The organism is Actinomycetospora sp. ABD4_176 (assembly GCF_056311855.1).
This window is the reverse complement of the sequence record NZ_CM149974.1, coordinates 1512596-1539554: the sequence shown is the minus strand read 5'-3', so window position 1 is coordinate 1539554 and position 26959 is coordinate 1512596. Positions and strand designations below refer to the sequence as shown.

Sequence of the window (26959 nt, the reverse complement as noted above, 5' to 3'; positions counted from 1 at the left end):
ACGACAGGAGTCACGCGACCTCCCGCGCGGCGCCCACCCGGCGGCTACCGGACGCCCCGCATCGCGCGGCGGATCCACGGGCTCAGGGCGAACAGGGCGAGACCCAGCACGATCGCCGCGCCGCCGATGACGCCGAAGTAGGCACCCTCGGTCTCGGCGGAGTAGAAGCCGGCGAGCGTGCCCGAGAGGGCCGAGCCCAGCGAGACCGACAGGTAGAACAGCGCCACCGTCTGGTTGCGGAACGCCGCCGGCCCGACGCGGGTCGACAGCGAGAGCCCGACCGGCGAGAGGTTGAGCTCGGCGAGGGTGAACACCAGCAGGATGCCCACGATCGCGAGGACGGGCGTGGTGTTCGTGCCGCCGCCGGCCCACGGCAGGAACAGCAGGAACGCGACGCCCATCACGCCGGCGCCGAGGGCGAACTTGACCGCGGTCGACGGGGCCCGGTCGCCGAGCTTCGTCCACAGCAGCGCGAACAGCGGGGCGAGCACGATGACCCAGAAGGGCTGGATCGAGTTCACCCAGGCGATCGGCATCTCCCAGCCGAACAGGTCCCGGTTCAGGCGCGTGTCGGAGTAGAGCGTGACGACCGTGAACTGCTGCTGGAACAGCGACCAGAACACCACGCTGGCCAGCCACATCGGGATGAACGCCCGCACACGGCTGCGCTCGTCGCCGTCCGTCTTCGGACTGGACAGCAGGATCGCGAAGATCGCGATCGCGATCAGGGCGACGACGATCGCGACGCTCGTCGACAGCGAGGCCGCCGAGAGGACACCGGTGGCGAAGCCGACCGCGACGAGCACCACGACGGCGACCGCGATCAGTGCCGGGCGCACCCAGGCGCCGGCCGGCAGCGGGTTGGGCACGATCGCGGCGCTGCCGGGGAGCCCGCGCCGGCCGAGGGTGTAGATCGTCAGCCCGATCGCCATGCCGATCGCAGCGAGGCCGAAGGCCCAGTGGAAGCCGGCGAGCTCCTGGGTCAGGCCGGTCAGCAGCGGCCCGACGAGTGCACCGATGTTGACGCCCATGTAGAAGATCGAGAAGCCGGCGTCGGCGCGCGGGTCGTTGCGGTCGTAGAGCGAGCCGACGACCGTCGTCGCCGCCGTCTTCACCCCGCCGCTGCCGAGCGCGACCAGCACGAGGCCGACCGCGACGCCGGTGATCCCGGGCAGGAGGGCGAGGCCGAGGTGGCCCGCCATCACCATGACCGCGGAGACGAAGAGCGTCCGCTCCGCGCCGAGCAGGCGGTCGGCGACCCACGCGCCGACGACCGCGGCGAGGTACACCAGGCCGCCGTAGGCCCCGATGACGCTCGTCGCGGACTCCTCGGGGAGCCCGAGACCGCCCTCGGCCACGGCGTAGTACAGGTAGTACGCCATGACGGCCTGCATGCCGTAGAACGAGAAGCGTTCCCACAGCTCGACCGAGAACACGGTGCCCAGCGCCAGGGGATGACCGAAGAAGCGTCGGTCGGTGGAGCCGGTCGTCGCTGTCGTTCCCTCGGGGGTCGTCGTCACGGAGAGCAGGGTGCTCCTCGCGGAGCGCGATCGCCAGCCACCTCACCGAGATTTGACACTTGCGGAACGGGCACCCTGCGGCTCACGCGCGGTCCTTCGGGTCGGTCTCCGACGACCAGCGGGTCCAGGCGGTGATCATCGCCTTCTGCTTCGGCGCCCTGCTCGAGGCGCTCGCCGGCTTCGGCACCCCGGTCGCGATCTGCACGGTCATGCTCATGGCCCTGCGATTCACCCCGCTCAAGGCCGCCGTGGTGGCCCTGGTGGCCAACACCGCACCGGTCGCCTTCGGCGCGATCGCCGTCCCGATCACCACGCTCGCGTCGGTGACCGGGCTGCCCGAGGAGGCCCTCGGCGCGATGGTCGGGCGGCAGACCCCGATCCTCGCCGTGTTCGTCCCGTTCGTCCTCGTCGCGCTCGTCGACGGCGCCCGGGGGCTGCGGGAGACGTGGCCGGTGGCGCTCGTCGCCGGGGTCGTCTTCGGCGTCGCGCAGTTCGTGACGTCCAACTACATCTCCCTCGCCCTCACCGACATCGTCGCCGCCCTGCTCGCGGCGGGTGCGGTGGTCCTGCTGGTCCGGGCCCGCCCGCCGCGGCGCAGCGCGGTGACGGAGGACGCGTCGCAGGACGCCCGGGAGTCGGTGGGCGTGGCCGGCGGCGGTTCGGCCGGCGGAGGCGGCACCGGGGCCGGGACGGGCGCGACCGGCACCGACGCCCCCGCGGGCTCCGACCACGACGACCACAGCCGGGACACCCGCCGGGACGTGCTCCTCGCCTACGCGCCCTACCTGATCATCATCCTGCTGTTCTCGCTGCAGCAGATCCCCGCGGTCGACGACGCCCTGAGCGCCACGACGGTGAAGTTCGACTGGCCCGGGCTCGATGTCCTCACCGAGGCGGGGCGGCCCGTCTCGACGCAGGCGTTCACGTTCAACTGGCTGGAGTCCGCGGGCACGATCCTGCTCATCGCCGGCATCATCACCGCCCTCGTGCTGCGGGTCGGGCCCGGCACGGCCGTCGCCGCCTACGGCCGCACGCTGGTGCAGCTGCGGACGGCGATCGTGACGGTCATGGCCGTGCTGGCGCTGGCCTACGTCATGAACACCTCGGGACAGACGCTGACCCTGGGCGGGCTGCTCGCGGAGACCGGCGGGTTCTTCGCGGTGCTCTCGCCGGTGCTGGGCTGGCTGGGCGTCGCCGTGACGGGCTCGGACACCTCGGCCAACTCGCTGTTCGGGTCGCTGCAGGTCACCGCGGCACGCGGTGCCGGTCTCGACCCGATCCTGCTCGCGGCGGCCAACAGCTCCGGCGGCGTCCTCGGCAAGATGATCTCGCCGCAGAACCTCGCGATCGCCGCCTCGGCGGTGTCGATGAGCGGGCGGGAGGGCGAGATCCTGCGGCGCGTGCTGGTGTGGAGCCTCGTGTTCCTGGCGGGGATGTGCGTGCTGGTACTGCTGCAGTCGACGCCGGTACTGGGCTGGATGGTCGTATCCGGCTGATCGCGACGGGGGAGCGGGGCGAACCGTTCGGCGACTCTTCACCCGAACGGGGATCGCGGACCGGGCGGACCGGGCACCGGGTGGTTTGATCGTCCCGCACGCCGTCGGGACGCACGGAGGGACTCATGGATCCGGTCGTCATCGCCGTCATCGTCGCGGTCGCCGTCCTCGTACTCGGGGTCGTGCTGGTCCTCGTGGCGCGCAGTCGGTCGCGGGCGCGCCGCGCGGCGCTGCGCAGCCAGTTCGGCGACGAGTACGACCGCGTGGTGGGCGAGTACGGCCGCAGCGACGGCGAGCGCGAGCTGCGGGCGCGGCTCAAGCGGCGGCGGGAGCTGGAGATCCGCGAGCTCGACGAGGGTGAGCGCGACCGGTTCGGCAAGGCGTGGGACTCGGCGCAGTCGACGTTCGTCGAGAACCCGTCGACGGGCCTGCGCGACGCGGACCTGCTCGTCCAGCAGGTGATGCGCGAGCGCGGCTACCCGAACGAGCGCTTCGAGGACCGCGCCAAGATGATCTCCGTCGACCACCCCGACCTCGTCGAGCGCTACCGGGCGTCCCACCGCACGGTCACCGACGTCGAGGAGGGCAGCGCGGGCACCGAGGACATGCGCCAGGCGATGGTCGACCAGCGCTACCTGTTCGACGCCCTGCTCGGCGGCGGGGACGCGGCGCGGACGCGACGGATGTGAGCGCGCCGGAGGCCGGGTCCGGGCCCGCGCCGGTCCTGGCGGACCGCTACGAGCTGCGCGGGCTCATCGGGCGCGGCGGCATGGCCGAGGTCCACCGCGCGCTCGACCGCGAGCTGGGGCGCACGGTCGCGGTGAAGCTGCTGCCGGCCGAGCACCGCGGCGACGCCGAGTACGGCGGGCGGCTGCGCGACGAGGCCCGCGCGGCGGCGGTCATCGACCACCCGCACGTCGTCGCCGTGCACGACGTCGGGTTCGCCGAGGGCGGCGAGGTCTTCGTCGTCATGGAGTACGTGGAAGGGTGCACGCTGCGCGACGAGCTGCGCGACCGCGGGCGCCTGACGCCGGACGAGGCGACGTCGGTGCTGGTGCCGGTGTGCGAGGCGCTGGCCGCCGCCCACGACCGCGGGATCGTGCACCGCGACGTCAACCCCGGCAACGTCATGCGCTGCCGGGACGGCACGGTCAAGCTCATGGACTTCGGCATCGCGCAGGTCGCCGACGTCGAGGGCTTCACCGGTACCGGGGTGGTCATGGGCACCGCGGCGTACCTCTCGCCCGAGCAGGTCCGTTGCGAGCCCCTCGACGGGCGCTCCGACGTCTACGCGGTGGGCTGCACGCTCTACGAGCTGCTCACCGGCGAGACCCCGTTCCGCGGGCCGAGCTCGGTCGAGGTGGCCTCGCAGCGCCTCCGCGAGTCGCCGGTGCCGCCGCGCGAGCTCGTCCCGGCGCTGTCGGAGGACCTCGACGCCGTCGTGCTGCGCGCCCTGGCCCTCGAGCCGGCGATGCGCCACCACGACGCGCGCGAGCTCGCCGACGACCTGCGCCGCTTCGCCGCCCCCGACCCCCTCCGCCGCACCGAGGTGATCACGCGCCCGGCCCCCGACGCCCCGGCCCGGCACGGCCCGGCGGGCACCCGGCCCCAGGACGTCCCGCACGAGGGCCCCGACCCGGGCGAGAGCGAGCCCTGGTCGGCCGTGCGCCGCCTCGGCCTCGCGCTGGTCGTGCTCGCGGCGCTCGTGCTCCTCGGCGCCGGGGTCCTCCTGGCCCTGCGCTGACCGGCGTGTCAGCGAAGTGCCGTTGCGGACACTCAACGTCCGTATCGGTACTTCGATCACTCCGCCGCGATCAGGATCAGGGCTGCCCGATCCGCCGCAGCGCCAGGCGCCCGTCGGCCGGGCCGGTCGGCGCCCACGCGCCCGAGGTGACCGTCCAGGTCCGCCCGTCGTAGGTGACGCTCTCGAGCGCGAGGCGCTCGGCGTGGGCGACGAGCCAGGTCGCGATGGCCCACCCCTCCTCGGCCGGCTGCTCGCCCGAGAGCCGCCGCGTGCCCAGCTCGGCCGCGGCGAGCTCGGCGACCGCGCCGGTCCCGGGGTCGGCGGCCGGGGTCGCCGGCAGGTCGGTGCAGGTCCACGACGCCGGCGCCTGCCCGAGCAGCGACACCGCCATCAGCCGCGCCTCGGGCTCGTGGTCGGCGTAGGCCTCGGGGAAGCCGCTGCGCTGCACCGTCTGCGCGGCCACCGTGATGTCCATGCCCGCCCAGTCCGGCACCCGCAGGAGCGCGGTGTAGAAGGCGGTGGTGCTGTAGACGGGGTCGAGGATCTCCTCCTCGGAGCCCCAGCCCTGGCTCGGGCGCTGCTGGAACAGCCCGAGCGAGTCGCGGTCGCCGCCGCGCAGGTTCGCCAGCGTCGATTCCTGGATGGCGGTGGCCAGGGCGATCGTGACGGCGCGGTCGGGGACGCCGAGACTGCGGCCGACGCCGACGATCGTCGCGGCGCTGTCGGCCTGCTCCGGGCTGAGCGTCCACGTCGAGGGCAGGCCGGGGGAGTCGGGCGGGGCGGTGATCGTGCACCGGGGACGGGCGGCGACGTCACTGTCGGCGAGCACGACGACGAGCGTGACGAGCAGGGCGAGGACCGCGAGGACGATCGCGACGACCACCGCGAGGTGGGCCCGCGCGCCGACCGGGGAGCTCAGGACGGTCCTCCCTGCGACACCTCGGCGCGGTGCTCGGCCACCGACGCGACGACCTCGGTGAGGAAACGGTGGACGACGGCCAGTTCGGCGGGCGTGTAGCCGGTGAGCACGGCGTCGAGGCGTGCGGCGAGCGGGCCGAAGAAGGCGCGCCCGACGTCGGCGCCGGCCGGGTCGTGGTGCAGGGTCACCCGGCGGCGGTCGACGTCGTCGCGGCGGCGGTGGAGGTGCCCGAGGCGCTCGAGCCGGTCGACGGCCGCGGTCGTCGCCCCCGACGACAGGCCGACCTCCTCCCCGAGCCGCCCCGGCGTCAGCGGGTCCCCGTCGCGCTCGGCGCGCAGGACGGCGAGCAGCGCGGCGGCGTCGGTGCGGTGCAGCCCCTGCCCGGCGGCGAAGACGTGCCCCAGCCGCCCGGCCTCGTCGGCGTACGCCTGGAGCAGGTCGACGAGGTGCTCGCGCTCCTCGCGGCCACGGTCCGTCACGTCCTGCAGCCTAGTCGTGCTCCGTGTAGTCTCGACAATCGAGAGGCTCGACGATGGAGGAGTTCCGGGTGACGACGTCGGTGCGGTCGCGGGTGACGGTGGCGGACCGGGTGCGGGCCGGGGCCCTGCTGCTCGGCGCGCTGGTGCAGGTGGTCGCGGGCGGGCTGGGCGGCTCGGGGGCGTTCGGCCTGTCGGTGGGCCAGGTGGCGCAGGAGAACACCACGGTCGTCATGCCGGTCCCCGCGGCGTTCTCGATCTGGGGTGTGATCTACGCCGGGCTGCTCGTGCTCGCGCTGCGCGGCGTCCTGCCCGGCCAGCCACAGCGCCCGGTGCAGCGGGCCACGGGCTGGTGGCTGGTCGCGTCGGCGGTGCTCAATGCCGGCTGGATCCTCGCGTTCTCGGCGCAGGCGGTCCTCCTCGCGCAGGCGGTGATCGTCGGGCTGCTCGTCGTGCTCGCGGTGGCGCTCGCGCGGCTGACCGTCCACCCGGCGGACGGGGCGGCGGACCGCTTCATGCTCCACGGCCCCGTCGCGCTCTACGCGGGCTGGGTCAGCGTCGCGACGGTGGTCGGCGCGGCCACCACCGGCACGTTCCTCGGCGCCCCGGGCGCGGGCGGCGTCGCGACGGTGCTGGGTGCGCTGGTCCTGCTCGTCACCGGGGCGATCGCCGCCGCCGTCGTCGCCCGCACGGCCGGGGCGCTGCCCTACGCCGCGTCCGTGGTCTGGGCGCTCGGCGCCATCGTGGTGATGGGCCCGCCGCTCGCGGTCGTGGTCGCGGCGCTGGTCGCCCTGGTCGCCGTGGTGGCCGTCGCGGCCCGGCGCGTGCTCGCGGCCCCCCGGGGCCGGCGCGTGGCGGCGGCGTTCGGTTGATCTGCGGCCGCCCGCTCCGCGTGGTGAGGTGATCACCGAGCGGAGGAGGGCACGCGGGTGCTGGTGTGGCTGGTGCGCCTGGTGGCGGTGGTGTGGCTGCTCGGCGTGCTCGTCGTCGCGGTCGGTACCTACGCGCCGCGGCTGCCGGTGGTCGGCTTCCTCGGCTCGTTCGTCACCGGGCAGTACCCGCTGCACGCGGCGCTGGCGGCGCTCGCCGCCGTGGGGCTCGGTGTGCTGGCGCGGACCCTGGGGGCGCGGACCGACGGCGCGGTGGTCGCCGGCGTGGCGCTCGTCGCCGTGGTGGCCCTGGTCGGGGTCCTCGTCACGCAGGCCCGGGCGTCGGGCACCCGTATCGACTGGTGGCAGGCGCTGACGGTCACGGGCCAGCCCGACGGCCGCCCCGACCGCACCGAGCCCTACGCCGTCGACGAGCTCGGCCGGCCCCTGCTCCTCGACCTGTACCGACCGGCCGGGCCCGGCCCGCACCCCGTGGTCGTCTGGGTGCACGGCGGCAGCTGGGTGCGCGGCGAGCGCACCGACCGCACGGCGCTGTGCCGGTGGCTCGCCGACCGCGGCCACGCCGTCGTCGCGGTCCAGTACCGCCTGCCCCCGCCCGCGCCCGTGGGGGAGGGCCAGCGCCGGGACGTCGCGGCCGCGGCCGCGTGGGCGGCGGACCACGCCGGCGAGGAGGACCTCGACCCGGGCCGCCTGGTCGTCGCCGGGCAGTCGGCCGGTGCGACGCTCGCGCTGAGCACCACCGCCGGCATCCTGGCCGGCGAGCTCGCCGCGCCCCGACCGCGCGCCGTCGTCGCGTACTACCCGGTCACCGACCTGCGGGCCGTGGACCGCTCGCTCCAGGACGCGGTGCTCGGCGGGCCGGCGACGCAGAACCGGGTCGCGACCCGCGCCGCCTCGCCCGCCGCCCTCGTCCGCCCCGACCTGCCCCCGACGCTGCTCGTGCTCGGGTCCGCCGACCACTTCGTGTTCCCCGAGCGCGTCCACGCCTACGACCGGGCGCTGCGGGCCGCGGGCGTGCCGGGACGCCTGGTCGAGGTGCCCCACGCCGACCACGTCTTCGACTTCCCCTTCGGGAGCCCGGGCGCCCAGGCCACCCGCCCGCAGGTCGCCGCGTTCCTCGCCGAGCACCTCGGGACGAGGACGCCGTGAGGCCCGCCGTCGAGGAGGTCGCCGAGGGCGTGCACCTCGTGCGCGGGTCGGCGGCCAACTGGGTGCTGGTCGTCGACGGCGCGGCGGTGACGCTGATCGACGGCGGCTACCCGGGCGACGCCGGGGCGGTGGAGGCTTCGCTCGCCGCGGTCGGGCGCGGGCCGGGCGACGTCGTCGCGGCGCTGGTCACTCACGCGCACGTCGACCACGTCGGCGGGCTCGCGCCGCTGGTCGCGCGCCACGGCATCCCGGTGCTGACGAGCCCGGTCGAGGCGCGCCACGCCCGCCGGGAGTTCCTCGAGCAGGCGGGTCCCGCCGACGTCGCCCGCCACGCCTGGCGCCCGCGGGTCCTCGCCTGGGCGGTGCACGCGGCGCGTCTCGGGGCGCTGCGCCACGTCGCGCTGCCGACCGCCGCCGGCGTCGTCCCCGGTGAACCGCTGGACCTGCCCGGCCGCCCCGTCCCGGTCGCGACGCCCGGCCACACCAGCGGGCACACCGCCTACCTGCTCCCCGCCGCCGGCGTCCTCGTGAGCGGCGACGTGCTGGTCACGGGGCACCCCACCAGCCCGCACCGCGGACCCCAGCGCCTGCCCGCGTTCTTCGACCACGCCCGCGAGTCGCTGGCGCCGCTCGCCGGCCTGGACGCGGGCGTGCTGCTGCCCGGCCACGGCCCCGCCTGGCACGGCACGCCGGCGGACGCGGTGACGCAGGTCTCCCGGCGCGAGGGTTGATCGTGGTGGACTGCCCCGCATGACCGATCGGGGGACCGAGGACGTCGTCGCGGGCCAGCAGCCCCGCCGGCGCTGGAGCATCGTCGGACCGGGCATCGTCGTCGCGGCGACCGGCGTGGGCGCGGGCGACCTCGTCGCCACCCTCGTCGCCGGCGCCGAGTACGGCTACACGCTGCTCTGGGCGGTGGTGCTCGGCGTCGTCGTCAAGATCGCGCTGGCCGAGGCCACCGGGCGCTGGCACCTGGCAACCGGCTCGACGATCTTCGCGGGCTGGCGCTCGCTGGGCTCGTGGACGACCGTCTACTTCGTCGTCTACGTCGCGATCTGGGGGTTCGTCTACGGCGCGACGGCGATGACGTCGTCGGCGTTGCCGCTGGCGGCGATGTTCGGGGGCTCGATCCCGGCCTGGGGCATCCCCTGCGGCCTGCTCGGGCTGGTGCTCGTCTGGTTCGGCTCGTACCCGCTGTTCGAGAAGATCATGACGGTGCTCGTCGGCGTCATGTTCGTCATCGTCGTGGGGCTCGCGATCCTCGTGCTCCCGGACGTCCCGGCGATGCTCGCGGGGCTGCTGCCGACGCTGCCGCAGGGCTCGGCCGTCTACACGCTCGGGCTGGTCGGCGGCGTCGGCGGGACCGTGACCATGGCCGCCTACGGCTACTGGGTCAACGCCAAGGGCTGGCGGGACAGCTCCTGGATCAGGATCATGCGGCTGGACAACCGCGTCGCGTACATCACGACCGGCATCTTCGTCGCCGCGATGCTCGTCGTGGGCGCGGAGCTCCTCTACGCGGCCAACATCGCGCTGGTCGACAGCGACCGCGGCCTGCTCGACCTCGACGCCGTCCTCGCCCAGCGTTTCGGCCCGGTCGTCGCGACGCTGTTCCTGGTCGGCTTCTTCGCGACGTCGTTCTCGTCGCTGCTCGGGGTGTGGCAGGGCGTGAGTCTGCTGGTCACCGACTTCGTGCGCACCCGCCGCGAGGCCGTCGCCCGGACCCCCGACGAGCTCGCCGCCGCCGGTCAGCTCTCCGACGACGCCGAGCGCTCCCTGCCGTTCCGGGCCTACGTGCTGTGGCTGACCTTCCCGCCGATGGCGCTGCTGTTCCTCGGGCGGCCGTTCGCGCTGGTCGTCGCGTACGGCGCGCTCGGGGCGTTCTTCATGCCGTTCCTGGCGATCACGCTGCTGTGGCTGCTGAACAGCAGCCGCACGCCGCGGGAGTGGCGCAACGGGTGGCTCTCGTCGACGTTGCTCGTCGGCGCCGCGCTGCTCTTCGGTGTCCTCTGCGTCACCGAGCTGATCGACACGTTCGGCTAGGTACGTGAGCACTTTCCGGGCCCATAGGCCCGGAAAGTGCTCACATGGACCCTCAGAACGTCAGGACCAGCCGGCCACGGACGCCGCCGGCCTCGAGGCGCCGGTGGGCCTCGGACGCCTTCTCGGCCGGGATCGTGTCGGCGACGCGCAGGGTCAGCACGCCCTCCTCGGCCTGACGGCGCAGGGTGTCGAGCGCGGCGTGGTCGGTGGCGACGTCGCGCACCAGCACCGGGTGCCAGGTGATCCCGCGCTCGTCGGCGCCCCGGTGGCCCCGCACCGTCGCGATCCGCCCGCCGTCGCGCACCGCGTCGAGCAGCGCGTCGCCCTGCAGCGACCCGTCGACCACGGCGTCGACCCCGCCCGGCTGGTCGTCGCGGATGCGCGCGGCCACGTCGTCCCCGCGGCGCACCACGACGTCGGCGCCGAGCTCCCGCACCAGCGCCTCGTCGTCCTCGGAGGCGTCGGCGACGACGGTCAGCCGGTCGGCCTTCGCGAGCTGCACGACGTAGCCCCCCAGCGCGCCCGCCGCGCCGGTGACCGCGACCGTCTGCCCCGGCGCGAGCGCGAGCGTGTCGAGCGCGAGGCGCGCGGTCAGGGCGTTCATCGGCAGGGTCGCGGCCTCGACGACCGACGCGGTCGACGGCGCCCGCACCACCGACGCCGCGGGCACGACGACGTGCTCGGCGTAGGCGCCGTGGGTGCCGTCGGGCACGACGATCGCCATCGCCGCGTCGCCGACGTGCAGCTCGGTGTCGGTGCCCTCGCCGATCTCGTCGACCTCGCCCGCGGCGTCCATCCCCGGCACGTACGGCGGCGGGTCCTTGCGCTGGCGCTCCACGCGGGAGCCGTCGCGCGCGAGGGTGTCGGTGGGGTTGACGGCCGCCGCCCGCACGCGCAGCCGGACCTCGCCGGGGCCGGCGTGGGGCTCGGGCAGCTCGACGACCTCGAGGGCGTCAGGCCCTCCGTATGAGTTCACTCCGATGGCTCGCACGCATCGTGCCTACCCGGACGGGTAGACCGGGACGCGTGACGACCGCACCGACACCCCCGCCGCGGCGCTTCCGCGTCGTCGACAGCCCCCTCGGCCCGCTCACGCTCACGTGGGACGACGAGCGCGCCGCGGTCGTCGGGGTGCACGTGCACGACCAGCGCGAGCGCGAGCCGGACCCGGACTTCGGCGCCCCCGACGACGGCGCCTGCGCGGGCCTCGACGCCCTCGCCGCCGAGCTCGACGAGTACTTCGCGGGGGAGCGGCGGCAGTTCTCGGTGCCCGTCGATCCGCCCGGGACGGCGTTCTCGCGGGCCGTGTGGGCGGCGCTGGCCGAGGTGCCCTACGGGTCGGTGACGACGTACGGCGCGCTCGCGGCGGCGGTCGGGAAACCCCGCGCGGCCCAGGCCGTGGGCACCGCGAACGCTCGCAATCCGATCAGCCTGCTCGTTCCGTGTCACCGTGTGGTCACCGCTGCGGGTCATCCCTCGGGTGGGGGACCCGGCATCGCACGCAAGCGATTGCTGTTGGCGCTGGAGCGCCGGACCCCTTGACCCCGCCCGCGCGGCGAGTACCGTCGGAGGTGTCGCTGTGGTGCCGATCACAGGAGCTGACGGTTGATCCGCACCGCGCACACGACCGCAGTGGAATGACCGGGAAGAGGTGATGGATTGGACGCAGGGAAGACCCCGCACCGCATCACGAGGACCCGGTCGTCCCGGCGCCGCACCGCGCACGGGAGCTGATCCAGACCAGACTCCACGCCGCTGAGCGCATCCAGTCGGTCGGTGGGACGACCGGGACCGTGCGGGTCCCGAGCTGACACTTCCTCCCAGAAACGGACCGGCGTCCCCGATCACGGGGGCGCCGGTTCGTTGTGTCCGGGGGACGGGTCATCGGCCGTGATCAACGGGGACTTCGTGCGCCTAGAAGCAGCGAACAGGGCGTTCGTTGCCACCGTCGTCGCTCCTCAGTAGTGCACGACCCCCCGCTCGCCGCCCGCGGCCGCGACGGCGCCGCCGGTGACGCTGATAGCGCGGGGCGAGGCGAGGAACGCGACGACGTCGGCGACCTCGTCGGCGGTGACGATCCGCCGCAGGCTGGTGGCCGCCGCGAGCTCCGCGCGGACCTCGTCCTCCGAGCGCCCGGTGGCCGCGACCCGGTCGGCGATCATGCCGGCCGTCCGCTCGGTCTCGGTGTAGCCCGGGTGCACGACGACGACCCCGACGCCGTGCGGGCCGAGCTCGTCGGCGAGGTTCGCGGTGAGCGCGGCGACGCCGACGTTGCGGATCGTCCCGGCGATCGAGCCGGTGCGCCGGGCGTTGAGACCGGAGATGTTGACGATGCGCCCCCAGCCCTGCGCGGTCATGTGGGGCGCCACGGCGCGCGCGGTGCGCAGGTAGCCGAGCACCTTGGTGTCGACCTCGGCGAGCACAGCGTCGTCGGTGAGCTCCGTCAGCGGGGGGACCGGCGACCCGCCCGCCGGGCGCGCCGCGGCGTTGACCAGCACGTCCACACCGCCCAGCTCGCCGACCGCGCGGTCGACCATCGCGCGCACCGCCGCGTCGTCGGTGGTGTCGGCGACGACCGGCAGCACGGTCGACGCCGGCCCGGCCGAGCGCACCCGCCCCGCCGCGCCCTCCAGCGTGCCGGCGTCGCGACCGACGAGGACGACGTGCGCGCCCTCGGTGGCGAGCGCCCGCGCGCACGCCAGGCCGATGCCCCGGGAGGCGCCGGTGACGACGGCGACCCGCCCGGCGAGGTCCAGGTCCACGCTCAGCTCCAGTCGTAGAAGCCGTGCCCGGACTTCTGCCCGAGCTCGCCGCGCTCCACCTTGTCGCGCAGCAGCTGCGGCGGGGTGAACCGCGGGCCGAGCTCCTGCGTGAGGTGCTCGGCGATCGCCAGGCGCACGTCGAGGCCGACGACGTCGGTGAGGCGCAGCGGGCCCATCGGCCAGCGGTAGCCCAGCTGCATGCCGGTGTCGATGTCGTCGGGGCTCGCGACGCCCTCCTCGACCATGCGGATCGCCTCGAGGCCCACGGTCAGCCCCAGGCGCGAGGTCGCGAAGCCGGGCGCGTCGTTGACGACGATCGAGGTCTTGCCCAGCGCGTCGACCCAGTCGCGGCAGGCCTGCGTCGTGCCCTCCGACGTCCCGGGGTGCACGACGAGCTCGACGAGCTTCTGCGCCGGCACGGGGTTGAAGAAGTGCATGCCGATGACCCGCTCGCCGGGCAGGTCGGCGGCGATCGCACCGATCGACAGCGACGAGGTGTTCGACGCGAGCACGGCCTGGGGGCAGGCGCGGGCGGCGGCGCCGAGCACCGTCTGCTTGACGTCCACCCGCTCGGGCACGGCCTCGACGACCAGCGCGGTGTCGGCGGGCAGCTCCTCCACCGCGGTGGTGGGCGTGAGGCGGGCGACGAGGTCGTCGCGCGTGGTGCCCTCGGGCAGCTTCCCGCGCTGCGCGGCGCCGTCGAGGCTCGTCGCGACGGCCTGCGCCGCGGCGTCGAGCCGCGACCCGTCCGCCTCCACGAGTACCACCGGGGAGCCGGCGGCGAGCAGGACGTGGGCGATCCCGGCGCCCATCGTGCCGCCGCCGATGACGGCGGTCGTCGGGCGTGCGTCCATGCGGGGGGACCTCCTGAAGGTTGATCCGGAGCCCGTGTCATAGCACGGCGGGGCCGCGCAGCGCCGCCGTGACGTGGTCGGGCAGGAGCACCGCGTGCCGGGCGACGTCGCCGAGGAAGCGGTTGGTCAGGGCGTCCGGGTCGGCGCCGGTGTACGCCGCGAGCTCCCGCTCGACGCGGGGGACCGGGCGGGCGACGGTGCCCGGGAAGTTCACCGGGACGATCGCCGCGGGCACCAGCGAGGGCCCGATCCCGGCCGCCGTGAGCAGGGGCGCGACGGCCGTCTGCTCGGTGCGCACCGCCACCCGCGGCCGGTAGCCGACGCGCTCGCAGGCGTCGAGGAGGACGTCGGCGAGCGCGTGGTCGGGCGCGTACTGCACCCACGGGACGTGCTCGAGGCGCGTGAGGGCGATCTCACCGCCGGCCGGGGCCATGACGTCGTCGGGCCCGAGGTTCGGCGGCAGCAGCACGACCATCTCCTCCTGGCCGAGCGCGCGCTGCCGCCCGCGCCACCGCGCGGGCACCGGTCCGACGCCGACGTCGGCCTGGCCGTCGGCGATGGCGGCGGCGAGCGTGTCCCCGTGCCGGTGCTCGAACAGGCGCACCGTGACGTCGGGGTTCTCGGCGCGCCAGCGGCGCAGCACGCCGGGCAGCAGGCCCAGGCTCACCGAGTAGACGCAGGCGATGCGCAGCTCGCCGCCCTCGGAGCCGGTGACCTGGCGCGCCGCGGCGTGCCCGCGCTCGGCCGCCGTGACCGCGGTGCGGGCGTGGGGGAGCAGGGCCCGGCCGGTGGGCGTGAGGTGCACCGCACGCGGGAGGCGGTCGAACACCGACCCGCCCAGGTCCTTCTCCAGCGCCGCGATCTGCTGCGACAGGCCGGGCTGGGTGACGAACAGCCGGTCGGCGGCCCGGGTGAAGGAGCCCTCCTCGACGACGGCGAGGAACGACTCCAGCTGCCGCAGGGTCGGTGCCATCAGCTCATCTTATGCGCTTTGCCTCCGAGCTTCTTCGACTTATGGCGGCCGGCCGCGAACCGTGGATCGGGACGACAGCAAGCCCGTCCCCTGTTCCCCGAGGAGCTCCCCCGTGCCTCTGGCCCTGCTCGCCCTCGCCCTGGGCACCTTCGGCATCGGTACCACCGAATTCGTGATCATGGGCCTCCTGCCCGAGGTCGCCGGCGCGCTCGGCGTCCCGGTCAACGAGGCCGGCCACCTCGTGTCCGCCTACGCGGCGGGCGTCGTGGTCGGCGCGCCCCTGCTCGCCGGCGCCACCGTCAAGCTCCCCCGACGCCCGGTGCTCATGGCGCTGATGGGCGTGTTCGCGCTCGGCAACCTGCTCTCCGCGGTGGCGCCCGGGATGGGGTCGCTGCTGGCGATCCGGTTCCTCACCGGGCTGCCGCACGGTGCCTTCTTCGGGGCGGCGTCGGTGGCCGCGGCGGCGATGGTGGGCCGCGACCGGCGCGCCACCGCCGTCTCGCGCGTGTTCCTGGGCCTGACCGTCGCCAACGTGGTCGGCGTGCCGCTGGGCACCCTGCTCGGCCAGGCCGCGGGCTGGCGGGCCACCTTCGCGGTCGTCGGCGTCATCGGCCTCGTCGCCGTCGCCGCGATCGCCGCCGTCGTGCCGGCCGCCGAGCCCGCCGCGACCGGTCGCGGCGCGCTGCGCACCGAGGTCGCCACCCTGCGCCACCCGCAGGTCGTGCTCGCGCTCGCCGCCGTGGTCTTCGGCTTCGGCGCCATGTTCGCCTGCTACAGCTACGTCACCCCGATGCTCACCGAGGAGGGCGGTTTCTCGGCCGCCACGGTCACCGTGCTGCTCGCCGTCGTGGGCCTGGGCATGACCGCGGGCTCGGTGCTCGGCGGGCGCGCCGCCGACCGGGCGCCGATGACCACCCTGTACGCCTGCCTCGTGGCGCTCGCCGGGGTGCTCGTGAGCTTCGTGGTCACGGTGCACCACCCGGTGCTCGCGGTGCTCTCGCTGTTCGGGGCGGGCATGTTCTCGCTGGCCCTGGGCCCGGCGATCCAGACGCGCATCCTCGACCTGGTCGGCGAGGCTCCGACGATGGCGTCGGCGGCGATCCAGTCGGCGTCGAACATCGCCAACTCGCTGGGTGCCTGGCTCGGCGGGATGGTCATCGCCGCGGGCCTGGGCTACCTCGCCCCCGCGGTGGTGGGGGCGGTCCTCGCGGTCGTGGGCCTCGCCGTCCTCGCGCTGTCGGGTGGCCTCGAGGTCCGCGTGCGCCGCCGCGACGCCCGGGCGGCCCTGGCCGCGGCCTGACCCGCCGCCCCTATGTGAGCACTTTCCTGCCCTATAGGGCAGGAAAGTGCTCACATGACTACAGCGCCACGACCAGCAGCACCGGCACGCTGACCAGCGTCGTGAGCAGCGCGGCGTCGCGGGCCAGGGCGACGCCGGTCCCGAAGCGGACGGCGTAGCCGAAGACGTTCTGCGCGGTCGGCAGCGCCGCCGAGACCACGACCGCGAGCAGCGCCGGGCCGGTCAGCCCGAACGCCGACCCGATCGCCCACGCCAGGAACGGGTGCACGAGGTTCTTCAGGACGATCACCGCGCCGAGGCACACGGGGTCGTCGTCGCGGCCCGGGCGCTGGGCGTGGGCCAGGGAGAGCCCGAACGCCAGCAGCATCGCGGGCACCGCGAGGTCGGCGAGCAGCTCGACCGGCTCGAGCAGGCTCTCGGGCACCGCGACGCCCGCCACGTTGAGCACCAGGCCCGCCACCGTCGCCAGCAGCAGCGGGTTGCGCAGCGGCGCGACCGCCGCGTCCGCGAGCCCCGGCTCCTCGCCCCGCCGCCGTGCCGCGACGACGTCGAGCAGCGTGGTGTACGCCGGCGTCAGCACGGCCAGTTGGAAGATCAGCGACGGTGCGATCTCGGCGGCGCTGCCCAGCGCGTAGGTCGCGATCGGGATGCCGAGGTTGCCGGCGTTGAGGTAGCCGCTGGCCATCGACCCGACGACGGTCTCCCCGCGCGGGCGGCGCCGCAGCAGGCCGACCGGCACGTAGAGCAGGCACACGGCCACGGCCGCGAGGGCGGTGACGACGAGCCCGCTGGAGAGCACGCGGGCCACGTCCGCGCGCAGCAGCGTGACGAACAGCAGCGCCGGGCTGGCGACGAAGAACGCCACCCGCGAGAGCGTCTCGGTCGCCCCGTCGGGGAGCACCCCGAGCCGCCCGACGACGATCCCGACCGCGATGACCACGCCGATGACGAGGAAGCCCTCCAGCACCCCGCTCACCGGTCGACCACACCCGGCACCCTAGGAGCGCTGCGCACCGCGCGAGCCGTGCCCTACGGTCCCGTGACCATGGGCATCCTCGACCGCTTCCGACTCGACGACCGCGTCGCCGTGATCACCGGCGCCTCCTCCGGGCTGGGCGTGGTGTTCGCCACCGCGCTGGCCGAGGCGGGCGCCGACGTCGTGCTCGGCGCGCGGCGCGCCGAGAAGCTCGAGGACACCCGCAAGGCCGTCGAGGAGCGCGGGCGCCGCGCGATCACCGTCAGCACCGACGTCGCGTCGCCCGACGACTGCCGCGCGCTGGCCGACGCCGCCGCCGGCGAGTTCGGGAAGATCGACATCCTGGTCAACAACGCCGGCCTCGGCACCGCCTACCCGGCGACCAAGGAGACCCCGGACCAGTTCCGCCAGGTCATCGACGTCAACCTCAACGGGTGCTACTGGATGGCCCAGGCCGTCGTGCCGCACATGCCCCACGGCGGCGCCATCGTCAACGTCTCGAGCATCCTCGCGCTGACCACCGCGGGGCTGCCGCAGGCCGCCTACTCGGCGTCGAAGGCGGGCCTGATCGGCCTGACGCGCGACCTCGCCCAGCAGTGGACGCCGCGCAAGGGCATCCGCGTCAACGCCCTCGCCCCGGGCTTCTTCACCTCGGAGATGACCGACAGCTACCAGGAGGGCTACCTCGAGAAGATGATGCCCCGGGTGCTCGCCGGGCGGATCGGCGATCCCGAGGAGCTGGCCGCGTCGCTGGTGTGGCTCGTCTCCGACGCCGGCTCGTACGTCACCGGGACCACCGTCACGGTCGACGGCGGGGTGACGACCACCTAGCGGTCGGGTAGCCCGGCGGTCATGGACGACACCCTCACCGAGGAGCAGAAGCTGACCGCCCGCGCCGTGCTCGAGCGCGAGGGCCGCGGGTTCGCCGAGGAGATCGGGCTCGGGCGCACCGACAACCCGGCGAGCCTGTTCGGTCTGCTCGTGGCGTCGGTCCTCGTCGCCCCCCGCGGCGAGGCGACGGGACCCGCGCGCGCCGCACACGAGGTGACCAACCGCTGGCACACCGCCTCCGACCTCGCGGCCGCCGCCGAGCAGGACGTCGCCAAGGAGCTCGGCGCCGCGGTCGAGGGATTCGACCGCGCCGACGACCGCGACGACAGCGCCTCGGCCGACGCCGGGACGCTGGTGGCGCTCGCGTCGTCGCTGTCGGCGGACTGGGGCGGCGACCTCCGGCGGCTGCGCGACGAGGCCGGCCGCGACCCGGCCCGCGAGCGCGCACTGCTCACCGCCCTGCCCGGGGTCGACGACGCCGTCGCCGACGTGTTCCTGCGCGAGGTCCAGGCGCTCTGGGAGGAGGTCTCCCCGTTCGCCGACGACCGCGCCCTGCGGGCCGCCGCGACGCTCGGGCTCGGCGAGACGGCCGCGGACCTCGCCCGCTACGGCAGCGACGCCGAGAAGACCGGCCACCTCGCCGGGGCCCTGGCCCGCATCGAGGTCGAGGGCTCCCACGACGAGGTTCGGCGCACCAGCTCCTAGGTGGCGGCCGCTTCGTCGGCGGCCTCGTCGACGGCCAGGGCCCCGGGCAGCTCGCGCGCGGCCTCGAGCAGGCTGGGCCCGTACCAGGTGAGCAGGCGCCCGCTGACCAGCACGGACGGGGCGTCGAAGGCCTCCGGGCCGTCGTCGGCGGTGAACCGGTAGGGCTCGTCGGGCAGGACCACGAGGTCGTGGGCGGGCAGGTCCGCCGGGTCGAAGCGCGGGTAGCGCTCGGGGCTGTCGCCCAGCACGTTCTCGATGCCGAGGCGGGCGAGCACCGAGCCGGTGAAGGTGTCCGAGCCGACCGCCATCCACGGCTTGCGCCAGATCGGGACGACGGCACGGCGCGGGTGGTCGGGCAGCAGCAGCGAGTCCCAGGCCGCCCGGGCCCCGTCGAGCCACGCCGGGCGGTCGAGCCCGCACGCGGCCAGGGCACGCTCCAGCGAGCGCAGGGCGCCGTCGACGGTGCGGATGTCGGTGACGTAGACCGCGAGCCCGGCCGCGCGCAGCTTCTCGAGCTCGGCGGGCTTGTTCTCCTCGGCGTTGGCGAGCACGACGTCCGGCGCCAGCGCGACGATCGTGTCGATGTCGGGGTTCTTCGTCCCGCGCACCCTCGTGACCCCGAGCTCGTCGAGGTCGTCGGGATGGGTGCACCAGTCCGTCGCACCCACCAGCAGGCCGGGCTCGGTGACCCCCACGGCCTCGGTGAGCGACGGGACGAGGCTGACCACGCGCCGGACGGTCGCGGGGAGCGGGACGCGGCGGCCCTCGTCGTCGACGACGTTCATGCCCCCAGCGTGCCACCCACTCGAAGTCCGATACCGTCGGTACCGGCATCTTCTGCATGACCGGAGGCACACCGTCGTGGACCGTTGGGCGTCGGGCATCGACACCGCCTGGCTGCAGCTCGAGCAACCGGCCAACCGCATGGTCGTGCACGGGGTGCTGTTCTGCGACGGGCCGGTGGACGTCGCGGCGGTGCGCGAGCGGGTCGCGCAGCGGTGGCTGCCCGCCTACCCGGGGCTGCGCCAGCGCCCGACGTGGTCGCCCGGCGGGCTCGGTCCGGTCCGGTGGGTCGACCACGACCCCGACCTCGCCGCGCACGTCGACACCGTCGCGCTGGAGGCGCCGGGCGACGACGCGGCGCTGGCCCGGCACGTCGGGCAGCTGATGTCCCGCCCGCTGCCCGAGGACCGCCCCTGGTGGGCGATGCACGTGCTCACGGGCTGGCAGGGCTCGGGCACCGCGGTGATCGTCAGCATCCACCACGGGCTCGCCGACGGCGTGGCGCTCAACCACCTCTTCCACGCCCTGGCCGACGACCCACCCGGCACCGACGAGGGCACCCCGGTGGCCTACGCCGCCCCGCCCCGGCGCCGGCACGGGGCGCGCGACGTCCGGCTGGTCCGCCGCGAGATCCCGCAGCGCCTGCGCCGGCTGACGCGCACGGTCGCGGAGTCGTCGCGGCCCGGCGGCGCGCAGGAGCTGGCGGCGACGGGCACGGCGATCGGACGCTCGACCGCCCTCATCGTCCGCCCGCCCGCCGACGCCGCGACGGCGCTGCAGGGCGAGCTGGGGGCGGCGAAGTCGGCGCGCTGGACCCGCGCGGTCGACCTCGCCGCGGTGAAGCAGGCGGGCAAGGAGCACGGCGCGAGCGTCAACGACGTGCTGTGCGCGGCGATCGCCGGCGCGCTGCGGACGTACCTGGGGGAGGACACGCCGCGCCTGCGGGCGGTCATGCCGACCAACCTGCGCCGCCTCGACCGTCCGGTGTCGCACTGGCTGGGCAACGAGTTCGGGCTCGTGCTCCCGACGATCCCCACCGACGAGCCGGACCCCGGCCGCCGCGTCGAGCGCGTCCACCACGTGATGTCGGAGATCAAGCGCACGAACCAGGCGCTGGCCACCTTCATCGGCATCGCCGCCGCCGGCCACGGCCGCGCCGCCTGGACCCAGGCGCTCGTCGGGCGCTACGCCGAGGCCGCGTCACTGATCATCACGAACGTGCCCGGCCCGGTGCGCGAGCTGACCCTCGCCGGCGCGCCGGTGCGCGACCTGCTGTTCTGGGTGCCGTGCTCGGGGCGCCTGGCCCTGGGCGTGAGCATCCTGAGCTACGCCGGACGCGTGCGCCTCGGCGTCGCCGCCGACACCGGCGTCCTGGGCGGCTCCGACGGCGTCGACCGCTTCCTCGCGGCTCTGGAGGAGCAGCTCGCCGAGCTCGCCTGACCGGAGCCGGTGACCACCCGGACCACGGCTACATGGAGCGCCGGTACTGCCCGCCGACCTCGAAGAAGGCGTCGGTGAGCTGCCCGAGGGTGCAGACGCGTGCCGCGGACATGAGCTCGGCGAAGACGTTGCCGCCCGAGGTGGCGACGTCCTGGAGCCGGCGCAGGGCCTCGGGCGCGGTGTCGGCGTGGCGGGCCTGGAAGTCGGCGACCCGAGCCAGCTGGCCCTGCTTCTCCTCCTCGGTCCCGCGGGAGAGGTCGAGCTCCGGCGCCTCCTGCTCGGCGTCCGCCGGCGGCAGGAAGGTGTTGACGCCGACGATCGGCAGCGTGCCGTCGTGCTTGCGCGACTCGTAGAGCAGCGACTCGTCCTGGATCTTGCCGCGCTGGTAGCCGGTCTCCATCGCGCCGAGCACGCCGCCCCGCTCGGCGAGACGGTCGAACTCGGCGAGCACGGCCTCCTCGACGAGGTCGGTCAGCTCGTCGATGACGAACGAGCCCTGCAGCGGGTTCTCGTTCATCGACAGGCCCCACTCGCGGTTGATGATCAGCTGGATGGCCAGTGCGCGGCGTACCGACTCCTGCGACGGGGTGGTGACGGCCTCGTCGTAGGCGTTGGTGTGCAGGGAGTTCGCGTTGTCGTAGAGCGCGCACAGCGCCTGGAGCGTCGTGCGGATGTCGTTGAAGTTCATCTCCTGCGCGTGCAGCGACCGCCCCGAGGTCTGCACGTGGTACTTCAGCTTCTGGCTGCGCTCGTTCGCCCCGTAGCGCTCGCGCATCGCCACCGCCCAGATGCGGCGCGCGACCCGCCCGATGACGGAGTACTCGGCGTCCATGCCGTTGGAGAAGAAGAACGACAGGTTGGGCGCGAAGTCGTCGATGTCCATGCCGCGGGCGAGGTACGACTCGACGTAGGTGAAGCCGTTCGCGAGCGTGAACGCGAGCTGCGAGATGGGGTTCGCCCCGGCCTCCGCGATGTGGTAGCCGGAGATCGACACCGAGTAGAAGTTCCGCACCCCGTGGGCGATGAACCACTCCTGGATGTCCGCCATCATGCGCAGCGAGAACTCGGTGGAGAAGATGCAGGTGTTCTGGCCCTGGTCCTCCTTGAGGATGTCGGCCTGCACCGTGCCCCGGACGTTGCGGTACGCGTGCTCGGCGAGCTCGGCCCGCTCGTCGGAGGACGGCTCGCGGCCGTGCTCGGCGCGGAACGCGTCCACCTGCTGGTCGACCGCGGTGTTGAGGAAGAACGCGAGGATCGCGGGCGCCGGGCCGTTGATCGTCATCGACACCGACGTCGTCGGCGACGTGAGGTCGAAGCCCGAGTAGAGCACCTCCATGTCGTCGAGCGAGGCGATCGAGACCCCGGACGTGCCGACCTTGCCGTAGACGTCGGGCGGGGTCGCCGGGTCGTGGCCGTAGAGGGTCACCGAGTCGAACGCGGTGGACAGGCGCTTGGCCGGCGAGTCCTGCGAGAGGTAGTGGAAGCGGCGGTTGGTGCGGAACGCGTCGCCCTCGCCGGCGAACATGCGCGCCGGGTCCTCGCCCTCGCGCTTGAACGCGAACACCCCGGCGGTGAAGGGGAAGTGCCCGGGGAGGTTCTCGCGGCGCAGGAAGCGCAGGACCTCCTCGTCGGCGGTGAACGGCGGCAGCGCGACGCGGTTGACCTTGTTGCCCGACAGCGTCTCGCGCGTGAGCTGGGTGCGCAGCTCCTTGTCGCGCACGTGGACGACCATCTCGTCGCCGGCGTACGCCTCGACCGTCTCCGGCCAGGAGTCGAGCAGGGCCGCGGCCTCGCCGGGCAGGTCGCGCTCGGCCTCGGCGAGCACCGCGGGCAGCTCGCCGGCGTCGCGGTCGCCCAGGGCCTCGACGGCGGTGCGCAGCGCCGAGCGCCGCCGGGCCGCGGTGACCATCGCGTCCGTTTGCTCGTGGTAGCCGCGCACCGTGCCCGCGACGTCGGCGAGGTAGCGGGCGCGCTCGGGCGGGATCGAGGCGGCGAACTCGGTGGAGGTCTTCGTGTCCGGGATCGTCAGCCGGCCCTCGCCGACGGTGAGGCCGTGCTCACCGAGCAGCGTGCGCAGGTGGCCGTAGAGCGCGGTCACGCCGTCGTCGTGGAACGTCGCGGCGCTCGTGCCGTAGACCGGCATGTCCTCCCACGACGACGAGAACGCGTCGCGGTTGCGGACGAGCTGGCGCGCGACGTCGCGGCGGGCGTCGTCGGCCCCGCGCCGCTCGAACTTGTTGATCGCGACAGCGTCCGCGAAGTCCAGCATGTCGATCTTCTCGAGCTGCGACGCGGCGCCGAACTCCGGCGTCATCACGTAGAGGGAGGCGTCGACGAGGTCGACGATCCCGGCGTCACCCTGCCCGATGCCCGGCGTCTCGACGATGACGAGGTCGACCCCCGAGGCGCGCAGCAGCAGGATCGCGTCGTCGAGGTGCTCGGGCAGCGTGCCCCCCGAGTTAGACCCCTTCCGGCTGCGCGAGGCCATGGAGCGGAAGTAGACCTGCGCCCCGCCCAGGGAGTTCATGCGGATGCGGTCGCCGAGCAGCGCGCCGCCGCCCTTGCGCCGCGTCGGGTCGACGGCGAGGACCGCGATGCGCAGCTTGTCCTCCTGGTCGAGGCGGAAGCGGCGCACGAGCTCGTCGGTCAGCGACGACTTGCCCGAGCCGCCGGTCCCCGTGATGCCCAGGACCGGCACCTGCCGGCCCTCGATCGTCGACGTCGCGCGCGCGCGGACGTCGTCGGGCAGGGCGCCGGCCTCGGCGACCGACAGGGCGCGGGCGAGCGTGGCCGGCTCGCCGGTGAACACCCCGTCCCAGCTAAACGGGAGCTGCGCGCCGAGGTCGACGTCGCAGGTCCTGATCATCGTGTTGATCATGCCCGGCAGGCCCATGCGCTGGCCGTCGGTGGGGGAGAAGATGTGCTCCACGCCGTGGGCGTGCAGCTGGTCGATCTCCTCCTGCACGATGACGCCGCCGCCACCGCCGTAGACCTTCACGTGCCCGGCGCCGCGCTCGCGCAGCAGGTCGACGAGGTAGGAGAAGTACTCCAGGTGCCCGCCCTGGTACGAGCTGATGGCGACGCCGTGGGCGTCCTCCTGGATCGCGGCGGTGACCACCTCGTCGACCGACCGGTTGTGGCCGAGGTGGACGACCTCCGCGCCCTGGCGCTGGAGGATCCGCCGCATGATGTTGATCGCGGCGTCGTGCCCGTCGAACAGGCTCGCCGCGGTGACGAAGCGGATCGGGTGGGTCGGGACGTACAGCTCGTCCGTCATGCTTCCCTCGCAGTCCTGTCGGGCGCCTCGCCGCAGAATAGTAGGACGTCATAGCGTTTTTCGGTGGGCGACGCGTGTCACTCACGCAACGAAGTCATGGTTGGACTGAACGGGTGACCTAGCGGTGCATCGACGCCGGCAGTGGTTACTGTGCGTCGAGGATGGCAGGAGGCTTCCTGCTGCCCGCGCCCACCGCCGCTCCTTCCCCCCGGGAGACCCGCTGTGACCACCCCGACCACCCCCTCCGGTCCGCCCGCCGGCCAGGGCGTCCCGTCCGCCCCGACCACCGTCGTCGGGCAGCCGGGCTACGCCCCGTACGGGTACGGCGGGTATCCACCGCCGGGGCAGGGCGGGTACGGGCCCCCCGCACCCGGCGGCGCGCCCGGCTACGGCATGCCCCCGACCGGCGCGATGCCCGGGTACGGCCCGCCGCCGCCCGCGCCCCGCCGGCGCGGCTGGATCGGCTGGCTGGTCGGCGGTGTCGCGCTCGTGCTCGTCGCCGGCATCGTCGGCGTGGTCCTCCTGCTCTCCGGCGGCGGCACGCTCCTCGCGGTCTCGACGACCGGCGCGGCGATCCCCGACGCCGACCCGAACGGCGTCGCCGCGCCGCTCGTGCTCGACGGCTCGGGCACGGTGCAGTCGGTGTACGTCGAGGCGTCGATCACCCACCCCTACACCTGCGACCTCACCGTCGTGCTGGTCTCGCCGCAGGGCACCCCGGTGACCCTCGCCGACCCGCCCACCTGCAGCCGCTCGGCCCCCGACCTCGACATCAACCTCGACAGCGCGACGCCGGGCAGCCCGCTCGCCCCGTTCGTCGGGCAGGAGGCCGGCGGACAGTGGCGCCTGCAGGTCGTCGACGCCGTCGGCATCGACCAGGGCTCGCTCACCGGCTGGGGCCTGACGGTCCAGACGGACTAGCTCGCGTCCCGTCCGCACGGGTGCGCTCGGACTGCAGCGCGAGCACGCCGACGAGCGAGCCGGCACCGAGCAGCTCGCCGTCCAGGGCCAGGCGCAGCGCCTCGGCGAACGGGATCCAGCGGGCGCGGCCGGGCTCGTAGGGATCGAGGGGGCGGTCGCCGGGCTCGCTGTCGGTCCACACGTGCACCGACATGGGCGAGACGACCATGCCGGGCAGCGGCTCGAAGGCCACGAGCGTGCGCCCGGGGCCGGCCGGCCGGCGGCCGGTCTCCTCGGCGGCCTCGCGGGCCGCGGCCTCCTGGGGGTCCTCCCCGGGCTCGACGACCCCACCCGGGAGCTCCCACCCCTCCCGGTCCACGACGTGGCGGTGGGTGCGCAGGACGAGCACCCGGTCGTCGGCGTCGAGGACGAGGGCGACGGCCACCTGCGGGAGCACCGCCCGTTCGTGGTCGAAGCGGTCACCGGCTGGAGCAGTGACGTCCTCCACCTCGACACGGAGTGTCCGACCGGCATACGCCGTGTGACGCGAATGGACGACCCAGGAATGGTCCGGTTGCGGTGTGTTCTCGCTCATGCGGCTGGGTATTTGGCAGTCCCGAGCAAGTGATCAATTCGTGACCGAGGAGTAGTAGCAGTGATCATCCTGGGCGTCATCCTCATCATCATCGGTGCCATCACCGGCATCTCGATCCTCTACACGATCGGCGCCATCCTCGCTGTCGTCGGCCTCGTGCTGACGATCCTGGGCGCCGTCGGCCGTGGTGTGGGTGGTCGCAAGACCTACTTCTGATCGTCGGATGACGCGAACGGCCCGTCCCCCGCGGGGGGCGGGCCGTTGCCGTCCGCGGACCGTCTCTCGCGGTCCAGGCGTGCGACGAGCTCGCCCGCCGGTTCCTCGGTGACCGCGGCGTACCCGGTGCCCGCCCAGAGGTGCAGCGCCTCCGCGTCGCCCGCGCGGGACGCCGCGGCGCGCAGCGGCCGGGTCAGGTGGTGCAGCTCGGGGTAGGCCGCCGGCGCGGCGTCCGAGTGCTCGCGGGTGAACCGGTTGACCAGCGCCCGCGCCGGCCGTCCGGTGAACGCCCGCGTCACCACCGTGTCGCGGCCGCCCGCGCGAAGCGCCGCCCGGTGGGTCGCCGACGTGCCGGCCTCCGGTGTGGCGCGGAACGCGGTGCCCAGCCCGACGGCGGTCGCCCCCAGCGCGAGCACCCGCGCGATCTCCCGCCCGTCGTGGAGCCCGCCGGCGGCGACGATCGGGAGGGCGGTCGCGGTCCGGATGGCGGGCAGCAGGCGCTCGAGCGGCTCCGCGCCGGCCTCCGGGTCGCCACCCGGGTCGACGTGGACCCCGCGGTGCCCGCCCGCCTCGTAGCCCTGCACCCAGAGCGCGTCCACGCCCCGGCTCTCCGCGGCGCGGGCCTCGGCCACCGACGTCACCGTCGCGACGAGGCAGGCCCCGGTGCCGCGGAGCGCGGCGAACCGCTCGGGCGAGGGCAGCGCGAACGTCACCGACACGACCGCCGGCCGGTGCCGCGCCAGCACGGTGATCTTGTCGTCGACGGCGTCGTCGTCGACCCGCGGTTCGCCGAGCTCGACGCCGTGGCGTGCCGCGTCCTCCTGCAGGGTCCCGGCGTAGTCCCGGACCGCGGCGGCCCGGGCCGTGGCGTGGGTGGGGTCCGCGACGGGCGGCGCGGGCAGGAAGAGGTTGGCGCCGAACGGCCGGTCGCTGCGGGACCGCAGCTGGGTGAGCTGCTCGTCGAACGCCTCGGCGGTGAGGTAGCCGCCGGCGAGGAAGCCCATCCCGCCCGCCTCGGCGACGGCGGCGACCAGCGCGGGGGTGGACGGACCGCCGGCCATGGGCGCGGCGATCAGCGGCACGTCGAGCGGGGGGAGCGTCGGCACGCCC

The 26959-nt window shown here is 74.7% G+C and carries 26 protein-coding genes; 14 read left to right on the top strand and 12 right to left on the bottom strand.

From position 1 onward, the window contains the following. Positions 1 to 44: 44 nt before the first annotated feature. Entirely contained in the window at positions 45 to 1520 is a 1476-nt protein-coding gene (locus tag ACYX4T_RS07535; RefSeq protein WP_476013932.1) for a peptide MFS transporter, read from the bottom strand. A gap of 131 nt (positions 1521 to 1651) precedes the next feature. Between ACYX4T_RS07535 and ACYX4T_RS07530 the strand changes: the two genes are divergently transcribed. From ACYX4T_RS07530 to ACYX4T_RS07520, 3 genes are all read left to right on the top strand, one after another. Then, entirely contained in the window at positions 1652 to 3016 is a 1365-nt protein-coding gene (locus ACYX4T_RS07530; protein WP_476013931.1) for an L-lactate permease, read from the top strand. A gap of 125 nt (positions 3017 to 3141) precedes the next feature. Continuing rightward, positions 3142 to 3705 (top strand): hypothetical protein, encoded by a 564-nt coding sequence (locus ACYX4T_RS07525; RefSeq protein WP_476013930.1) that lies wholly within the window; start codon positions 3142 to 3144, stop codon positions 3703 to 3705. Then, complete coding sequence (locus ACYX4T_RS07520; protein WP_476013929.1) at positions 3702 to 4760, top strand: protein kinase domain-containing protein; 1059 nt, start codon at positions 3702 to 3704, stop codon at positions 4758 to 4760. Before ACYX4T_RS07525 ends, ACYX4T_RS07520 begins: the two co-directional genes overlap by 4 nt. Before the next feature lie 76 nt (positions 4761 to 4836). Here the strand turns inward: ACYX4T_RS07520 and ACYX4T_RS07515 are convergent, their stop codons facing one another. Both ACYX4T_RS07515 and ACYX4T_RS07510 read right to left on the bottom strand, forming a co-directional pair. Then, entirely contained in the window at positions 4837 to 5643 is an 807-nt protein-coding gene (locus tag ACYX4T_RS07515; protein ID WP_476013928.1) for a hypothetical protein, read from the bottom strand. A gap of 32 nt (positions 5644 to 5675) precedes the next feature. Then, on the bottom strand, positions 5676 to 6158 hold the full coding sequence (locus ACYX4T_RS07510) for a MarR family transcriptional regulator (protein ID WP_476013927.1): 483 nt from the start codon (positions 6156 to 6158) through the stop codon (positions 5676 to 5678). 68 nt (positions 6159 to 6226) lie between these two features. Between ACYX4T_RS07510 and ACYX4T_RS07505 the strand changes: the two genes are divergently transcribed. From ACYX4T_RS07505 to ACYX4T_RS07490, 4 genes are read left to right on the top strand one after another with little or no spacing between them, the layout of a single operon-like run. Then, positions 6227 to 7027 carry a tryptophan-rich sensory protein gene (locus tag ACYX4T_RS07505; RefSeq protein ID WP_476013926.1) on the top strand — a complete coding sequence of 267 codons (801 nt, stop codon included), beginning with the start codon at positions 6227 to 6229 and terminating at the stop codon, positions 7025 to 7027. 57 nt (positions 7028 to 7084) lie between these two features. Beyond that, positions 7085 to 8194, top strand: coding sequence for an alpha/beta hydrolase (locus ACYX4T_RS07500; protein ID WP_476013925.1), 1110 nt, complete (start codon positions 7085 to 7087; stop codon positions 8192 to 8194). Further along, on the top strand, positions 8191 to 8925 hold the full coding sequence (locus ACYX4T_RS07495) for an MBL fold metallo-hydrolase (RefSeq protein ID WP_476013924.1): 735 nt from the start codon (positions 8191 to 8193) through the stop codon (positions 8923 to 8925). Before ACYX4T_RS07500 ends, ACYX4T_RS07495 begins: the two co-directional genes overlap by 4 nt. 19 nt (positions 8926 to 8944) lie before the next feature. Next, positions 8945 to 10237: an Nramp family divalent metal transporter gene (locus ACYX4T_RS07490; RefSeq protein WP_476013923.1), complete on the top strand. Its 1293-nt coding sequence runs from the start codon at positions 8945 to 8947 to the stop codon at positions 10235 to 10237. A gap of 52 nt (positions 10238 to 10289) precedes the next feature. Here ACYX4T_RS07490 and ACYX4T_RS07485 read toward each other — a convergent pair whose 3' ends face one another. After that, on the bottom strand, positions 10290 to 11213 hold the full coding sequence (locus ACYX4T_RS07485) for an NADP-dependent oxidoreductase (protein WP_476013922.1): 924 nt from the start codon (positions 11211 to 11213) through the stop codon (positions 10290 to 10292). Positions 11214 to 11263: 50 nt separating this feature from the next. Here ACYX4T_RS07485 and ACYX4T_RS07480 point away from each other — a divergent pair, with 50 nt between their 5' ends. Then, positions 11264 to 11779 carry a methylated-DNA--[protein]-cysteine S-methyltransferase gene (locus ACYX4T_RS07480; protein ID WP_476013921.1) on the top strand — a complete coding sequence of 172 codons (516 nt, stop codon included), beginning with the start codon at positions 11264 to 11266 and terminating at the stop codon, positions 11777 to 11779. A 416-nt stretch (positions 11780 to 12195) separates the two neighbouring features. Here the strand turns inward: ACYX4T_RS07480 and ACYX4T_RS07475 are convergent, their stop codons facing one another. The 3 genes from ACYX4T_RS07475 to ACYX4T_RS07465 are packed head-to-tail and all read right to left on the bottom strand — an operon-like array spanning position 12196 to position 14826. Further along, the gene (locus ACYX4T_RS07475; RefSeq protein WP_476013920.1) at positions 12196 to 12999 is read right to left on the bottom strand and encodes an SDR family NAD(P)-dependent oxidoreductase; all 804 of its coding nucleotides are present in this window, start codon (positions 12997 to 12999) and stop codon (positions 12196 to 12198) included. 2 nt (positions 13000 to 13001) lie between these two features. Then, positions 13002 to 13853, bottom strand: a complete 852-nt coding sequence (locus ACYX4T_RS07470; RefSeq protein WP_476013919.1) for a 3-hydroxyacyl-CoA dehydrogenase family protein — start codon at positions 13851 to 13853, stop codon at positions 13002 to 13004. A gap of 37 nt (positions 13854 to 13890) precedes the next feature. After that, positions 13891 to 14826, bottom strand: coding sequence for a LysR family transcriptional regulator (locus tag ACYX4T_RS07465; RefSeq protein ID WP_476013918.1), 936 nt, complete (start codon positions 14824 to 14826; stop codon positions 13891 to 13893). A 112-nt stretch (positions 14827 to 14938) separates the two neighbouring features. Here ACYX4T_RS07465 and ACYX4T_RS07460 point away from each other — a divergent pair, with 112 nt between their 5' ends. Then, positions 14939 to 16126 carry an MFS transporter gene (locus tag ACYX4T_RS07460; protein WP_476013917.1) on the top strand — a complete coding sequence of 396 codons (1188 nt, stop codon included), beginning with the start codon at positions 14939 to 14941 and terminating at the stop codon, positions 16124 to 16126. Positions 16127 to 16184: 58 nt separating this feature from the next. Here the strand turns inward: ACYX4T_RS07460 and ACYX4T_RS07455 are convergent, their stop codons facing one another. Continuing rightward, positions 16185 to 17102: an AEC family transporter gene (locus ACYX4T_RS07455; protein ID WP_476013916.1), complete on the bottom strand. Its 918-nt coding sequence runs from the start codon at positions 17100 to 17102 to the stop codon at positions 16185 to 16187. 69 nt (positions 17103 to 17171) lie between these two features. Here ACYX4T_RS07455 and ACYX4T_RS07450 point away from each other — a divergent pair, with 69 nt between their 5' ends. Continuing rightward, complete coding sequence (locus ACYX4T_RS07450; protein WP_476013915.1) at positions 17172 to 17933, top strand: SDR family NAD(P)-dependent oxidoreductase; 762 nt, start codon at positions 17172 to 17174, stop codon at positions 17931 to 17933. 21 nt (positions 17934 to 17954) lie between these two features. Then, positions 17955 to 18638 carry a hypothetical protein gene (locus tag ACYX4T_RS07445; RefSeq protein ID WP_476013914.1) on the top strand — a complete coding sequence of 228 codons (684 nt, stop codon included), beginning with the start codon at positions 17955 to 17957 and terminating at the stop codon, positions 18636 to 18638. On the opposite strand, the gene ACYX4T_RS07440 is transcribed toward ACYX4T_RS07445, so the two are convergent. After that, entirely contained in the window at positions 18635 to 19423 is a 789-nt protein-coding gene (locus tag ACYX4T_RS07440; protein WP_476013913.1) for a helical backbone metal receptor, read from the bottom strand. The two genes, ACYX4T_RS07445 and ACYX4T_RS07440, sit on opposite strands and share 4 nt — an antisense overlap. Positions 19424 to 19499: 76 nt before the next feature. On the opposite strand from ACYX4T_RS07440, the gene ACYX4T_RS07435 reads away from it, so the two are divergent. Then, positions 19500 to 20861, top strand: coding sequence for a wax ester/triacylglycerol synthase family O-acyltransferase (locus ACYX4T_RS07435; RefSeq protein WP_476013912.1), 1362 nt, complete (start codon positions 19500 to 19502; stop codon positions 20859 to 20861). A gap of 28 nt (positions 20862 to 20889) precedes the next feature. Here ACYX4T_RS07435 and icmF read toward each other — a convergent pair whose 3' ends face one another. After that, complete coding sequence (icmF, locus tag ACYX4T_RS07430) at positions 20890 to 24138, bottom strand: fused isobutyryl-CoA mutase/GTPase IcmF (protein WP_476013911.1); 3249 nt, start codon at positions 24136 to 24138, stop codon at positions 20890 to 20892. 222 nt (positions 24139 to 24360) lie between these two features. Between icmF and ACYX4T_RS07425 the strand changes: the two genes are divergently transcribed. Further along, positions 24361 to 25059: a proprotein convertase P-domain-containing protein gene (locus ACYX4T_RS07425; protein WP_476013910.1), complete on the top strand. Its 699-nt coding sequence runs from the start codon at positions 24361 to 24363 to the stop codon at positions 25057 to 25059. Here ACYX4T_RS07425 and ACYX4T_RS07420 read toward each other — a convergent pair. Next, on the bottom strand, positions 25025 to 25495 hold the full coding sequence (locus ACYX4T_RS07420) for an NUDIX hydrolase (RefSeq protein ID WP_476013909.1): 471 nt from the start codon (positions 25493 to 25495) through the stop codon (positions 25025 to 25027). The two genes, ACYX4T_RS07425 and ACYX4T_RS07420, sit on opposite strands and share 35 nt — an antisense overlap. A 198-nt stretch (positions 25496 to 25693) precedes the next feature. On the opposite strand from ACYX4T_RS07420, the gene ACYX4T_RS07415 reads away from it, so the two are divergent. Next, a complete protein-coding gene (locus ACYX4T_RS07415; protein WP_274199477.1) occupies positions 25694 to 25849 on the top strand; it encodes a hypothetical protein in 156 nt (51 codons plus the stop codon). Here the strand turns inward: ACYX4T_RS07415 and ACYX4T_RS07410 are convergent. Then, the gene (locus ACYX4T_RS07410) at positions 25840 to 26955 is read right to left on the bottom strand and encodes a nitronate monooxygenase (protein WP_476013908.1); all 1116 of its coding nucleotides are present in this window, start codon (positions 26953 to 26955) and stop codon (positions 25840 to 25842) included. The genes ACYX4T_RS07415 and ACYX4T_RS07410 overlap by 10 nt on opposite strands. Between the last annotated feature and the right edge of the window lie 4 nt (positions 26956 to 26959).